The 14,528-nt window shown below is 57.9% G+C and carries 11 protein-coding genes; 4 read left to right on the top strand and 7 right to left on the bottom strand.

Going from position 1 to position 14,528, the window contains the following annotated elements; all coding sequences use genetic code 11:
• Positions 1 to 203: 203 nt before the first annotated feature.
• The 3 genes from BACI9J_RS12155 to BACI9J_RS12145 all read left to right on the top strand — a co-directional run bounded on the left by BACI9J_RS12155 (position 204) and on the right by BACI9J_RS12145 (position 3,748).
• On the top strand, positions 204 to 1,814 hold the full coding sequence (locus tag BACI9J_RS12155; protein WP_159734612.1) for a sugar ABC transporter ATP-binding protein: 1,611 nt from the start codon (positions 204 to 206) through the stop codon (positions 1,812 to 1,814).
• Entirely contained in the window at positions 1,811 to 2,878 is a 1,068-nt protein-coding gene (locus BACI9J_RS12150) for an ABC transporter permease (protein ID WP_159734611.1), read from the top strand. Before BACI9J_RS12155 ends, BACI9J_RS12150 begins: the two co-directional genes overlap by 4 nt.
• A 636-nt stretch (positions 2,879 to 3,514) precedes the next feature.
• On the top strand, positions 3,515 to 3,748 hold the full coding sequence (locus tag BACI9J_RS12145) for a hypothetical protein (protein WP_159734610.1): 234 nt from the start codon (positions 3,515 to 3,517) through the stop codon (positions 3,746 to 3,748).
• 569 nt (positions 3,749 to 4,317) lie between these two features.
• Here BACI9J_RS12145 and BACI9J_RS12140 read toward each other — a convergent pair.
• On the bottom strand, positions 4,318 to 4,869 hold the full coding sequence (locus BACI9J_RS12140) for a hypothetical protein (RefSeq protein WP_159734609.1): 552 nt from the start codon (positions 4,867 to 4,869) through the stop codon (positions 4,318 to 4,320).
• Between the two features lie 272 nt (positions 4,870 to 5,141).
• On the opposite strand from BACI9J_RS12140, the gene BACI9J_RS24625 reads away from it, so the two are divergent.
• Positions 5,142 to 5,270 carry a hypothetical protein gene (locus tag BACI9J_RS24625; protein WP_268891952.1) on the top strand — a complete coding sequence of 43 codons (129 nt, stop codon included), beginning with the start codon at positions 5,142 to 5,144 and terminating at the stop codon, positions 5,268 to 5,270.
• Positions 5,271 to 5,422: 152 nt separating this feature from the next.
• Here the strand turns inward: BACI9J_RS24625 and BACI9J_RS12135 are convergent, their stop codons facing one another.
• From BACI9J_RS12135 to BACI9J_RS12115, 6 genes are all read right to left on the bottom strand, one after another.
• Positions 5,423 to 6,529 (bottom strand): DUF4192 family protein, encoded by a 1,107-nt coding sequence (locus BACI9J_RS12135; protein WP_236558674.1) that lies wholly within the window; start codon positions 6,527 to 6,529, stop codon positions 5,423 to 5,425.
• Positions 6,530 to 7,457: 928 nt separating this feature from the next.
• Positions 7,458 to 8,693: a hypothetical protein gene (locus tag BACI9J_RS12130; protein ID WP_159734608.1), complete on the bottom strand. Its 1,236-nt coding sequence runs from the start codon at positions 8,691 to 8,693 to the stop codon at positions 7,458 to 7,460.
• Positions 8,694 to 8,743: 50 nt separating this feature from the next.
• The gene (locus tag BACI9J_RS12125; RefSeq protein ID WP_159734607.1) at positions 8,744 to 9,601 is read right to left on the bottom strand and encodes a DUF4062 domain-containing protein; all 858 of its coding nucleotides are present in this window, start codon (positions 9,599 to 9,601) and stop codon (positions 8,744 to 8,746) included.
• A gap of 476 nt (positions 9,602 to 10,077) precedes the next feature.
• Positions 10,078 to 11,115 carry a hypothetical protein gene (locus tag BACI9J_RS12120; protein WP_159734606.1) on the bottom strand — a complete coding sequence of 346 codons (1,038 nt, stop codon included), beginning with the start codon at positions 11,113 to 11,115 and terminating at the stop codon, positions 10,078 to 10,080.
• Between the two features lie 1,603 nt (positions 11,116 to 12,718).
• The gene (locus BACI9J_RS24620; protein ID WP_268891951.1) at positions 12,719 to 12,844 is read right to left on the bottom strand and encodes a hypothetical protein; all 126 of its coding nucleotides are present in this window, start codon (positions 12,842 to 12,844) and stop codon (positions 12,719 to 12,721) included.
• A 186-nt stretch (positions 12,845 to 13,030) separates the two neighbouring features.
• Positions 13,031 to 14,485: a UDP-N-acetylmuramoyl-tripeptide--D-alanyl-D-alanine ligase gene (locus BACI9J_RS12115; RefSeq protein ID WP_159734605.1), complete on the bottom strand. Its 1,455-nt coding sequence runs from the start codon at positions 14,483 to 14,485 to the stop codon at positions 13,031 to 13,033.
• Between the last annotated feature and the right edge of the window lie 43 nt (positions 14,486 to 14,528).

Here is a 14,528-nt window from a genome sequence, read left to right as displayed (position 1 = left end):
TGCATCTTCATATGGCAGGTAGCTATTTCTCGACGCCGGCGCCTCAGTGGAGTTGCACTTGACGATGTTGGGCGACGACGTTCGGGAACCAACGGTGTCGGTCTGGCCGGAGGTCCCGGCACAAATCCGCGAGACCGATCGGAATGATTGACCATGATCTTTGGCATTAGTGAGCTGATTCTCAGTACCGACCGGGAGCGGCCATGACAGGTCAGATCAACCTCGGCCTTGGAGACGCTTTGACAAGTCCGACCGTGGCGCTGGGCGCTAAGACCATCAGCAAAACTTACGGCGGAACACGCGCTTTGAACGAGGTGTCCATTGGGGTTTCAACTGGTGCGATCCACGCCTTGATGGGCGGGAATGGATCCGGAAAGTCCACGTTCATCAAGGTCATGGCCGGCATCGTGACGGCTGATCAAGGACACTTGGCATTCGGCCGTGAATGGTCCGACGCGCGTTCGCACACGCCGGCTCGAGCGAAGGCAGCAGGGCTGCACTTCGTGCACCAGCAGAACTCCATCTTTCCTGACCTGACGGTTGCCGAGAACTTAGCGCTGAGTCGTGGGTTCGAGTTGACTGCGATGAAGTCCATATCTTGGAGAGCCCAAATGGCGCGGGCCCGCGATGTGCTCCAACGGTTCGAGATCAACGTCGCTCCGGAGACGCCGATGGACCGACTGTCGGCAGCAACGCAGATGATGGTGGCGATAGCTCGAGCATTGCAGGACCAGGACGACACGGCTGAGCGAGGAGTGCTCGTACTTGACGAACCGACGGCGAGTCTGCCTAAGCATGAGGTCGATCTGCTGCTCGATGCGCTTCGTCGGTATGCCGCGGACGGGCAGACGATCATCTACGTGTCCCATCGGCTAGACGAAGTCACTGCGATCGCCGATGAGGCGACTGTGCTCCGCAATGGCCGGGTAGCGGCTCGCCTGTTCGGAGCTGAAATCACCCATGACGCCTTGGTATCGGGGATTACTGGTGTTGTTGTCGGGAGTTTGTCCCCCACCACGGCTCCACCGAAGGCACCAGAGGTGTCGACGCATGGGCAACCTGGGGAAGTGCCGTGCCTTAGCGAGCCAGTGTTGACGCTCCGGCGGAGTGCCATAGCCTATGGGGAGGTCTCAGATGCGCTTGTGCTTCGAAAAGGCGAGATCGTCGCCGTCGCCGGTCTGTTGGGCTCCGGTCGCTCCCGACTCCTCAAGCAGATTTTCGGTGTCGTGCCGCGCAAGGATCTGCAGGTGGTCATCGGAAGTCAACCTCTGGCACCTTCCAAAATACGAGACGCGATGAAATGCGGCATCGGGTTAGTCCCTGAAGACCGGCTGCATGAAGCGGCCTTTCCGGATTTGAGTATCGCAGACAACCTCTCGATCAGCTGCTTGAGCGGGCTCTCGCGCTTCGGCTGGATTAGCCCGTCCCGTGAGCGGCAAGCTGCGAACAAGCAGATCGAGGAGTTCGCGGTCGTTGCCCCCAACAGTTCGACACCGTTGATTGCGCTTTCAGGTGGCAATCAACAAAAGGTGATGCTCGCCCGATGGATGCAACGTCGCCCGAAGGTTCTATTGCTCGATGAACCGACCCAGGGTGTGGATATCGGTGCTCGAAATGAAATACACGACTTGGTGCGCGCTGCGGCTGCGGCCGGAACCGCCGTGCTTGTGATCTCCTCTGACTTCGATGAGCTCGCTGCATTGGCGCACCGCGCTGTCGTGGTCAGTGACGGCAACGTCGTTTCGGCCGTGGATGGTCCCTTGACCGAGGAGAACCTCACCAAAAGCGTTTACGCACAGGAGAAAGCACTATGAACAACACGTCGCAAACGACCGAACCGAGTAATGCCTCTGGCACCGCGAGCGTGGCACCAGGGACGGAAATGCAGATGCACGAGCGCAAAGCGAATCGGCGGGCTATGGGAAATGGTCGCCTGAATCGCTTCCTTGAGTCTTACATACTGGTGGTTCTCTTGGTGGCGATTACACTGTTCTTTTGGTTCTGGCCTGAGACGTCCTCGACTTTCGCAACGGTGGCGAACCTGCAAATTCTTCTGTCCAGCCAAGTCGTGATCGGTGTGATCTCGCTGGGAGTGCTGCTTCCCTTGATGACTAAGGAATTCGACCTCTCGGTTGGCAGTATCGCCGCACTTTCCGGGGTCATGGTGGCGCAGTTTGCCACAGACACGGGCAGTTCGCTGGGCGCACTCGGGCTGGCATTGCTCATCGGACTCGTTGTCGGAGGCCTAAACGCGGTGATCGTCACCCGACTGCATGTCAATGGCGTCATCGCTACGTTGGGCATGGGGACAATCCTCACGGGTGTCATCCTCCAGCAAACAGGTGGTAGGGCCGTCTCGGCCAACATCCCGGACTTTATGTCGGCATTCGGAACCGCCGAGATCGGAGGTGTGCCGATCATATTCTTTGCGCTGCTGGCCATCGCTGCGTCAACCTACTTCATGTTGGACCACACCTCGCTTGGACGCCAGATATCCGCTGTCGGCTCCAACATCGAAGCTGCCAAGTTGGTGGGTCTGCGCACTGACGGGCTGCGTGCGACAGCTTTCATTGTTGGAGGTGTGCTCTGCGCGGTGGGTGGGTTCCTTTACGTCTCCCGTGCCGGTGGCGCGTCACCCAACGTGGGAGCGTCCTTTCTGCTTCCCGCCTTTGCTGCTGCCTTCCTCAGTGCCGCCTCGGTGAAGCCTGGTCGGTTCAACGTGTGGGGCCTTATCATTGCCGTCTACTTCCTCGCCGTGCTGAACAACGGATTGAGCTTGGCTGGAGCTACCCCGTACGTGAACGATTGGGTCAATGGCGCAGCGCTCATTTTGGGAGTTGCCCTCGCTGCTCTGCTTTACCGTCGACGGACTACCTGAGGACTCCCGAGACCGCCTTTCCGTCGAGCTGCCGGTCGCAGCCCGATTCCACTCACTTCCTGATTGGAAAGAGCGGACTGCGTGGATGCTTATGGTTCTGCTGCTTTGGGTTGTCGGATACCGGCATGGCTTTCACCAAAAATAGGTGCTTCGAGCTCGTCGGTGGAGTTGCCGCGGGCCCAATCGAACTGCTGAAAGCTGCCGCCAAGATGTCTCCGCACCTGGTGCCCCGCTGATATATAGGTGCGGTTGTCAAGAGGTAGAGGTGAAGCGGCTCGGGGGTTTGTGGTTCCGAGGGCCGCTCACCGTGTCGCCGGCCGGGTCGTGGTGTGGGTGTTGGCGTGTCTTTTTCGACTGCAGTATCAGGCTCATATTCGCGGGTTGGTACCGCATGACGATGTCTTCGGCTGGAGCGCGGGACGCCAGTGACCAGCACCAGCCGAAAGCTCGCGGGCGATCGCGGTGTTGGCTTTCACTGACATTTTGTGCCGGTCATCGAGGTGTTCCCCACTTGAGGTGGAGCCTGTGGTTTCCTTCCAGGGCACGGATGCGGGTTGCCGGGGAGCCAGAGCGTGTCGGCGCAGCAGCCGGACCCCCGGGGCGGGCGTAGGGGCGGCGGTGCACCAGGCCGCTTCGATGGGACATCCTGACAAAGCCGGAAGTCGACGCACTGCTCACCGCCGCCGACGCCGTACACCCCACGCGGTGCCGATCTCGAACTCGATTGCGGGCCGAGGCGTCGCGGGCGTGTTTGCCGCACGCACCCGGTCCGGCCTGCAGGTCGACGCGATGGGCGTCTCCCGGGATGCAGAAGGCATCGTCGCCCACCAATCGGTCTACGGCGGCGCCTATACGTCGACTCCGCGTTGACCTGGGAGTGCGTCGGTGATCACGGTGCGATAGGACTCCGTCGACGCGCAAGCCCAATTGTGCGTGTCCGACGTCGAGACACTGCCGGTGACCGCATCGGGCAACTTCTCGGCATCCATCGTGTTCTTCCTAGTCCTGCGGCAACGGCTTGTCGAAAACCCGCTCGCCGGTTGCGTTCAACGCAGCAGCACGATGCTCGGGCTTACCGTCATCAAGCGCGCAGAAGATCTCGTATCGTTCGTCCATCCGGCGCTTCTTTGCACCACTTTTGGCCGCAGTCACGACACCCGATGCTGGCACCCACGTTACAAAGAGATCTGGCCCCTCGGAAGGAGCCAGCCGGGTCCTTATCAGCAATCAGCGCGTGTCTCCGAACCTAGCGACACCCCTCGGTCATTAGTGACAGGGCAAGAAAGTCATACCAAGTCCAGCGACCAACTCCCGGTCCTCGGCGACGGAATAAATGTGAAGAGCGATAGATGAGGCGTTCCCTGGTCGCCGCGGGCCGCACTCAGCGGGGTTGCTCGCCTAGCCACGCGCAATACTTGGACACATGCTTGGGCGAGCGACTACAGCCATCGGCCTTGCGCTAGGTCCGACCAAAAATCGATTTGAATTGGTGGTTTGGAATCGGGCTGACCAAGAAACTCGGCCGCAAAGTAGGCGGCAATATTCCTGCCGTAGTAGATCACTTCGGTTTGGTAAACCGAAAACACGGAACTTTCCTCAGACGCTGGCGCTGCCAGCACATAACGGTGCGCGTAAAGGGGAATCAGCGTGGGCACGGATTGCATGCTTTCCCGTCCAACACGCAAAGCAGTAGCCATGTCGTTGGGCCTAGGTCCCCAAATGTTAGGCCAAAAAGCATTGTGTTCCACGTCGTACAAGACGCCATCCAGAGGCCAGCTTAGCCGCTCGTGGATCCCATTAGGATCGCCCCTCCAATCAGCCCATCCGGGACCCATCGGCGTTACCAAACTCAGTAGCTGCGCATGGTCGGGGCTGAACTCGATACCAAACTCATGTTCGACATTGGCGAGCTCGGTAGTGGATAGGCCTGGACCCAATGGCATTCGTACTGCGTTCAGGACATCAATGGCTGTTGCAACGACGGAATCCATGCCTGAATCATGTCATCTGATGGCCGCGCTATCTACAAGGCTTACGGTGGAAACGCGGAAATTCGTTGAATGGCAGAGTTCTTGCAACTACTCCCAGTTCGTACGTGGAGCGCCGATCAAGATGTTCCGTCAGTGAGGGGAGTGGCCAGCCGAGTCATTCATGACGCGCCTGAATAACGATATGGGGACACGTACGATGAGCGGACATTGACGAGTTCCATTCAGCCATATCTGTATCTGAATGGATAGGCGCCGGTGCACCAGATGATGAAATGAAGGCTGCCAGTCTGCAGTTCGTCAAGCCTGTGACGAACGTGGGAGTCAGCGATTCCATGCGACTCTGGGAACTACTAGGCAAGCCATGGAGCCAGGTCATCAGACTCGGAGGCACCAACGCGTGAGATTATCTCGAGGTGTAAGGAACAGAATTCTCGCAGCAGCTTCTACTACGGTACTTTGACGCTGTTATCGGACGATTCGTCAAGCAAGCCACCAACGACCCGGTAGGGATGCACGGGCCTATCCACGTCTACCTCGCGCTGGTCAGCCTCATTTACGGCATGTCGAGGCGGGTTTTGTAGGCGGTGTCTTTGTTGGTGTTCCACCCGGCGATGATGCCGGCTCCGAGCATTTGGTCGCTGAGTCTGGCGAAGCGGTAGGCGGGGTCGCTGTCGAGGGCGAGCTGCATGAACTGGTGGGCTTTGGAGCCTCTGCCTTGCCACCAGTTGATGTAGCCGATGGTGGTGAGTATGGGTGCTGCGTGTTGTGGGCTGGTTCTGGTGTAGGCGTGGAGGAGTAATTGTTGGGCCCATTCGATCCTTGACCATTGAGGTGGTGTCTGGGTTTGGGCGAAAAGGATGTGGTGGGCTGGTTCGTTGATGCCGGGGATGTCTGCCATGAGCTGATCACGGATGTGCGGGAACTGGAAGTAGGAGATCAGCGCTGTGGTGTCGTCGTCGTTCGGGTATTCACCTGTGTTCAGCATTGCGGTCCAGAGGTCATGGGCCTTTTGGACGGCTGCTGCTGGCGGCTGACTCAGGATTGTTTGCTGGTGGTCTTCGACGGCGGTCGCGTGCTCTGCTTTGTCAGTCGCCTCCGGGAGGATCACCTGGTTAGAAGGTGCGATGGTGCTGCCGCGGTAGATAAATTCGGCGTTGACTTGGCTGAACTGGGTTTTGCTGACGGGGAAGGTAAGTGTTTGGCCGATTTCGTCGTCGAAGGGGGAGTAGGTGGTCTCTCCGACGAAGATGCCGTCGCGGATTGTGATGCCGTTGCCGGCGAGAGTGCCGGTGAGGGCTGCGATGGTCGCGGCGTGGGGTTTCGATTGCCCGGGTTCGGGCTGGGCTGATGTGTAGAGGGCGAAGACGATGCTGTTAGCGTTCGTGTCGCTGGTGAGGTAGCTGGTGACGGTTCGGGCGTACAGGAGTTCCTGCCCTGGTTGCTGGGGGAGGTCGTGCGCAGTGTGGCGCCGACGTTGTTCTGGTTGAGGGTGATGCAGACAAGGCTTTCTTTGGGCCAGAAGCCCAGCGTGTGCCCGATGAAGCTGAGCAGATCGGCGGGGTCCTTTATCGTGAGCGCATTCATCGTCCTGTTCCCATATCTTGCTCGTTGTAACTGTGGTCGTTGAGTCCGATCGCTGCTCTGATGGGGATCGAAACACTCGGCTGAAGGGTTGGTGTCCGACTCTGGAGCGAACACCCAACTCTCCGCAGGGTCCCCGCACATGCCGTGGTTTGTTGTTAGGTGAACGGCGAGGATTTTGATACCGGAATGACAAGCAGCGATTTTGCTTCTGGTCTTTCATGGACGGGTCATGCCGTCGCACCATGACTCAGATGTAACCGGTTTGCACCGCTTAAACCGGCGGACCAAGATTTGCGCGGACTTGTTCAGTCCGGTTGTTCGATCAGCGTGAGCTGCGTACCGTCGGGGTATAAGAAGTATCCGGCTCGGAGGCATCATGTCTGCATACGGGCCGGGTGCAGACATGCTGCCTCCGGCCATCCTGACCGACACACCGAATTGGATGATGGCGTCGTAGTGTTCGATGACATCAGCGACGGGCAAACAACACATGAAGCTGCTGGATAGAACGCTTCAGTCGCATCGGAACCCTGTAATGGGAGATTGAGGGACGGCGTCATCGCGTGCCGGGGTCGAGGCCATTGACCAAAGGTGGCATATCGCAGACGCCGCGAATGGGCCGGTCCCCTGTACAGGATAAGTCGCTGCCGGAGGACAGCATCTCCACGAATGCTGAATGTTCGGCGGACCTGAGCACCCTCTGCTGTCCTGGCTGACCGACTTGGATCTACGCGACAGAAGTCATAAGCGCCGTTATCGGCACTCGTTGTGCGGGGACGGAGCGGACCAGTGTATGGTGTTCGCGATCGCCACGGTTGCATGTGAATGCCAGCAGAACCCGGAGCCGTTTCAATGCCTATCGCGCAGGGCTGCCCCGAACTTTGTGCTCCGAGATGCGGGGCAACTTAGGGCCATACTGCGGTCACTCTAGGTGAGATCGTCTTAGGCGCTTCGTGATGACCCTGGCCGGAACCTTCACCGCATTTGGCATGAATAGCCCGGACCTACCCCGTCGGTGCGGGCAGCCATTCCGGGTAGCCCCAAGACGACGTCTCGGCCAAAAGGGATAAAGCCGCCAGCAGGGGAACTGATGCCCTCGGCCGATAGATATCAGGAAGCATGCGTTCTGGTGTGTCAACCAGCCAGTCTGCCTCGTCGGCAGAAAGTCGTATCGTCGTTCGATCGTCAACGAAGCCCTTTTCCTTCGCAGGTATGGGACGTCGGTCTAGCTCATCGGAACTTACTGAGAGGCGAGTGATGGTAAAGAGCTCAGGACACGCCGCCTTGTCAAGCCACCTACCAAAGCCGAGGAACTGGCTTTCCACGATTTCACTTTCAGCGACTCCAGCTTCCTCTTCCAGTTCTCGATTTGCACCGTTCGCAGCTAAGTGATCCAAGGTTGTTGATGCAAGACGTCCGAAGTCTCTTGCTTCGAGAGATCCGGACCCGCTCGGCGCGTAGAGTCCCCGACTGCGGGCGTTACGTTTGCTCTGCTCGATGACGACTAGCTTTCCGTCTGATGTGAATGCCAGAGTGGAGGTTCCTATCCCATTAAGCAACCAGGACTTTCCGAGATCGCGAATGTTGTGAGAGGTGTCAATGAAAAGACTGCGACCATATTTGGCATCTTGAGTTCCCCTGCTTTTCACATCCCAAAGAGCAAACTCGTCTGTCTGGAGTTTTTGGAAGAATGTGGCAGGTTGCATCTCTATCTCATTGATGTCTATGTTCGATGTCCGACCGATGTCTGTGTTCCAACCAAGAACATCGCCATCATGCAGTCGTCGGGCGCCGGGTAGTGCTTGGCTTAAATAACGTAGACCCAGGTCACCTATTTCTGGTGGCGTTGTGTATTGCTCGTTTATGACTCGGGCTTTGACGAGACCGCTGCGGATCTTTGAGCTCAACGTAACGTCGTGAATAAAGATGCCGTGAGGGAAGACCTGAGGCCTGAATCGCTTGTTTCCTTCAAGCTGACCCAGAACATCTGAGAAAGAATCGGCACTACGCCTTCTGAAAGAAACAGATCGCCAACGTTTGAGCTGAGCTTTGGCTTCCACAAATATAAGGAAGAATGCGCCAATCGCAAACACAAGGTTGATCGTCAGGGGAATGGTCGAAAAGGCCCCAATGAGGCCCACAGCGGCGGATACTAAACTGGCTGCCAACCACTTCCAGCGACCAATCCAATACCTCACCACATAAGCAACAGTCTCCACTCGGCGCTTATTGGTGCTCAAAATTCCATCCTGATGTAGGTAGACGTGTGCTACAGCCCTTCGTGGTGAACCTATCCAACGTGAAATTCGCGGGATCTTTCTTGCCCGTCCTCAGTCCACAAAATTCGGAGTATGGGCTGCCCGGAGCCTCCCATGGTGAAGGCTGCGCCAACCCTCCTGGCTTGTCCACGATGAATGATGGTTGGCTCGTCATCAGAGAAGAGGTGCATTGATGACTCGGGGTTTGCATTCTCGAACCGTACGTTCTCTGCGTCTTTTCCGCCGTCGTTCGTCACCTCCAGCCAGTGGTTAGTGGTGTAGCGAGGCGAGCCATTCGAGCTGTATCCCGCTACCTCACGTTCTGAGTGTGGTTGGACAATGAAATCGACACCCTTGTTACGCTGGTGCAAGGATGGTTCGCCCAGGTTCAAAGTGACGAGATCGTGTTCGATCGCTTTCCACACTTCGTAGGTAAGCTCACTTGCGCTGTTGAACTCACCGAGGAGGCTTTTATCCTGCATGGCCTTCTTGAACTCACGAAGAGCGGAGAGTTGCTCCACATCGACGTCCGAGGGCAATGGGGCATTAGAAAAGTAGACATGGACTGGTTTGCCAAGCTCGACAGCACGCTCTATTTCCTCGGCCGTCCCAGACGCTGCTTCGGATGTTGGGCTACCTAGACGACTACCGAATAGCGCGAAAACAATGTCAGATCTGTCCACGCCCTGCGTGTTTATGAGCGCTTGGGCGCGCCCTCCAACCATAGGGACGGCTGACGTCTCCCATCTCCATGGTTGCAATACAACTCCCTTGTTCCGAGCGTTGGCTTCGTTCCATCCGTAGATGGCTTCCTGGACCGCATTACGGGCATCGGGGAGATCAGAGGGAGAAGCGATCATTACACTTAGGACGTGGGCCGCGAAACTCATATGTGCAGTTTACGGGAGTAACCGAAGCGACATTGGTAAGGCCACGGCCAGAGAAGCTGCGGACAATGGCAAAGGCAAGCCCAAGACTCTTAACCAAAGCAAGACGAGGAGCTGAAGGCGGAGAGTTTCCACCGGACGGCGCAAGGCCTGTGCGACGACTCCCCAGATCAGCCTATGCGTGAGCATTGCGACCCCGGGGCCTGTAAAGGCATGTTCCGAGGTCCCGACAATTTTCCCGGCGCAGATTCCTCATCGGCCCCTTTGCCTTACCAGCCGGAGACAAGAGGGTTCCTCCTGCATGGTCTGATCCTCATCCGAACCCCTTTGAATCCTCGGACGCGAGGCGGACTCCGCAAAGCCTGTCAACGAAGGCCGCTGAACCAAGAGCGGTTTTCGCTGAATGTGTGGTGCTCATCATGAAGGATTGTTAAACCGACACAGCAGCGAAACTGCCGAATTCTGGTCAGAGGCTCAAGTTATGTGGTTATTAGGGGAGATGAAGGGACTTCCGTTCTCCAGGCGTGCAAGCTCTGTGCCCATGGACCGCATTTGCACGGGCATGCTTCTGTCGGCTGAACGGGGAGGAGATTTCGCCAGTACGTGCGTTGCGTCATCGCCGACGCGGAAGTAGTGAGCCCGAAATCGTCCACTAATCTGAGCGCCGCATACAGGTGCTCAACGAGGAGCAGTCCGCAAGTTTCGAGCGCCGCGCCAGCTCTATCTTCGATGTCATAAGTGAAGTTAACCTGGTCGCCAGTAGGGTCGACGAGACGGAGGGGCGATCGACTGTGTAGACGTAGTGCAGTTGATCCGGACGCGTGCCGCAGCGGATTGGTCACATATACGAGACGCGCTCCGAAGGCGGGGTGCGAGGCATCCGACAGCCAGTCGTACCAATCAGAAAACTTGGAACTTTTGGAGAGCTTGTCCAGCTTTGAGATGTAGGTAAGCACATTAGTGGCACTTGGAGCGTTGGCCGGTTTGCTGGACATTCGACTTGCAAATAGCAATCTTGTCATTAGGGGAACGAGATCACCTCCCAACAACTCAGCCCGACGAACGGTGTCGACGTCCGGAAGCTTGGCTGTCTCCCACGCCTTCCGGATCAAACCCAGCTCAGTTACTAGGCATCCGAGTTCTTCTAAGAGAGCCCGTGAGGTGACAGCGGCGACGCTTGTGGTGCCACTCGAGGAAGATTCAATGCCGGTCTTCAAAAGGTCAACGCTCCGCCAAGCGTGGAATAACCACCAACCCACAAGTTGGGAGTGGAGTGGCGAGAAGACGACACCCTCGACGGGATTGCGGTGGGCTAGATGTGACGGCCTGTCGACTGCCAGAGTCTTGCTGCCACGGACTGCATAGACCCAGTCTTCACCGCCCCTGGAAGCCATTCGTTTCCAGTCCATTGCCGCCGCACCATCCATTGGAATGACAAGAACTTCCTCTACATAGGCGTCCCGAGTAAGCTCATCGAGCGCCGCCATCTGAAGTTGCAACTCCGTGAAATCGGCCACACATGCACCTTACCTGAGCTAGGGAAATACCTTGCAGCTCGCGAAATCGAAAAGGAAGATGTCCGACATAGTGGCTCCTGGCCTTCGCCCAACCTTAGTCTGCAGAAATCTTGGCAGACTAACGCCTATCTGTGGCTGGTTCCAGTCCTATCGATACTCAGCCGCCGACCATGAGCAGCCTGGAGGCAACCAGGTTGCTCTTTGCGATTGAATGGCGGGACTGAGACAGCGAACTAACCTGATCATGCCTCGAGGGAGAGCTCATGTCGACGATGACGGACCCGTAAGTTGCAAGGTACTGGTTCCGGAGCACACCCTCGGCACATCAGGGGAATCCGGTATTGGGCCTGATCTCTCGGATAAGAGAAGTCATATGGCTGCGATCCGGACCCACCATTGAACTGTGAAAGGAGGTGACACGATGAGGGATTCTTGCCCGTGGCCGGGTTGGGAAGTTCCAGTCCGTCGAACCCCTGGTTTGGGGTTCAACTCTCCGTACGCTGCGTCAGCAGGGACGTCTCTCGTCGCACTGGTTGCCGGGCAAAAAAGAGAGTGTGGACAATGTCCACACTTTCCACCCCGGACTGCTTCGTACACCCATCGGACTGCCCCGGATTCCGCAGGTTTCCGCGGGAACCCAGCAATAACAAGGCCGGGAATCGCGTTCGAGTCCCACCTCGGGCACGGCATACCCCCTCGTCAGAGGGGGTTTTTGCTTTAATGTGTGTACATTCTGGTTGGTCTGGTCCCTCTGACACTGGCCGCGGGGTGTGCCTGGCGCCGCGGGTCGCCTGTGAACTTGTGGGGGAGCGGGTCCAAGGTCGTGGCTGGTCGGCCCTCCGCTGGCTCTGAAGTGGGGTTATGTGTTCCTCTCGTGGTTCGTCGGGTAGGTCGTGGTTGGCCTTCACCTCTTCATGGGGAGGAGGACTGAGCGCAACATGACTTCGAGATCCGGAGTCAAAGTTCCTGGTTTTGACTCGTTGCTGGGGTTCAGAGGCCTGATTGAGGAGAGCTTTGTTAGGCCAAAGGGGGTATGGACATTGTCCACACTTAAATCTCCTTTATTGGGCCTGATCATTGCCATTCGCTATCCCCTGTTCGGCCTCCATCTACTCCTGCATCTGAGCACCATAGCGACATGACTCGGATCCGGAAGCGCTCTGCATGTGCAGAGTCATTCCCAGGCGAGAGTTCGGCAGCAACGGTTGGCCGAGTGCTTTCATGGTGGACTTGGCCATGTCATCGAGGCGCACTGGGAAATCAAGAAGACACGCGCCCGACGCACATGACCGCTCCCCAGCGGTGCCCCCGGAACATCGCAGCTCACGCGATCGTTGGCCGAGCACGTCGACGCGGGCCAGTCTGCCGACAAGTGTCCGTATGTTGCCCTGCCTCCGGTTTAGGTTTAAGAGCCGCTCAAACCTCCGTCCATGAAAAGGACTTCATGGCCTTCTTCGACGAAGTTTCTGCCGAGGACCTGACGTCGGGCCGGATTTTTCTTGCTGGGCAACCGACGTAGGCCATCTTCTCCGGACCTGGCGGGTTCCGTTACAAAGAGGGTGTTTTCACCGAAACCTGAGACTACCCCGCCCTGCAGCGTTGCTCAGAAGGGATCCAAACGACACACGCCCCAGCGCTTGGATGTTCGAAGAAGCTCCTGCTGGACCTCGTCGCTGACGGTCGTCCGGGTATCAGCGATGGCTTCCCGAAAATCCTGGGTGGACGTCACGTACGCCAGCTTGCCTAGCGTAATAATGCTAAGCGCCCTTGGCAGCTGTTTGTCGACCTCTGGGAGCAGTGAGTCTTGGGCTTACGGCCCGACGGCGGTCAGCAGACGGAGGTGACGCCGGGACCCTGTACGAGGCCGCCGCCGGATACCAAGTCTGCTCCGGCCGCAGATTCTTCACACACTCGCTTAATCTTTGCCAGCAGGGGAACTGGCACGAGGAGAAAGTGATGTTCTGTCGCCCAGGTGCCGCAGACCTACTTGCTTGGACGACTTGAACAAGACCAGGTCGCCCGCCTCCAGTTCGTTTTGCAGGAGCTCGTAGGCGTCCTCCACTGACTCGGTGAAATGGCACTCGTCCCCGGGCAATCCTTCCTTGATGGCGGAGTCAAAAAGGGCGCGGGCTTCCTGGCCCACCACCACCAGTTTGGAGATGTTCAGCTGAACCACTTGGGCGCCTACCGCGTTGTGTTCCTGGACGGAGTCGTCTCCCAATTCGAGCATGGCGCCCAGGACAGCCCAGGTACGCCTCTCCCGGCCAAGCTCCGCCAAGGCTCGCAAGGCTGCGCTCATTGATTCCGGATTCGCGTTGAAGGCATCGTTGATGATGGTGACACCGTCTTCGCGTTCCATCCGCTCCATGCGCCAGCGACTCGCTGCTGCCTGTGAACTCAGTGAGGTCGCGATGGCTGAGCTCGCTATGTCTGCCGCAAACGCTGCGGCAGCGGCCGCCAACAGGTTTGTCACATGATGGGCGCCAATTAGGCGGCTCCTTACAGGAACTGAAGGCCCGCCGTCCGGTAGAGCAAGATCGAAGCCGGGGAAGCCGTCGGAATTGATGAATACGTTTAGAGCGCCCACCTCCTCAGGGAGGCCGGCCGAGGCGGTAAAGCCCAAGACCTTGGCTTTTGTCCGGGGCCGCATGGCCGCCACTCGGGCGTCGTCGAGGTTTATGACCGCGGTACCATGCTCGCTGAGGGCCTCGAGCAGTTCACCCTTGGTCCTCGCTATATTGTCCACGCCACCAAACTCACCGGCGTGGGCCGTACCAACCATCAAGACAACACCGATATCAGGCTTGACCATGTCAGCGAGGTACTTGATATGCCCGAGTCCGGTGGCCCCCATCTCGATGACAAGGAAACGGGTTCCGGCATCAGCGTTGAAAACCGTTAGCGGGACGCCTACCTCGCCATTGTAGGAACCCTGCGGTGCAACTGTGGCACCGGTGGTGGAGAGTATGCCTGCAAGAAGATCCTTGGTGGTGGTCTTTCCAGCGGATCCGGTGATACCAATAACCGTGAATAATTCACCGCGAAGTTTGCGTTCGGACCGGATACGCCGGATGGTCTCCGCGGCCAACGCGCCCAGGGCCAGCACCGCATCATCAACCACGACGGCGGGATACGGGCTGCCGTGGGCGTCAACAACTTTGCGTTCGGCCAGGACCAGGACGGCGCCCCGCTCAAAGGCAGCGTGGACGAAGTGGTGGCCGTCGGCGTGTTCGCCGGGCTTCGCCACATACAAGGAACCGGTTTTGGCTTCCCTGGAATCAGTCACTACGGAAGTGGGTGTGACGTCCGGGTCTCCGTTCAGCCGGCCGTGGGTTAGCTGTGCGATCTCGGCGGCAGTAAATGCAATCAATTCATCATCCTGTCTTCTGTGTAACGAAAAGAAGTGGGGATGC

The sequence above is a fragment of the Arthrobacter sp. 9V genome (genome assembly GCF_902506065.1).
Lineage (GTDB): Bacteria > Actinomycetota > Actinomycetes > Actinomycetales > Micrococcaceae > Arthrobacter.
Note: the sequence above shows the minus strand (reverse complement) of the source record. Positions and strands in the feature narration are given on the sequence as shown.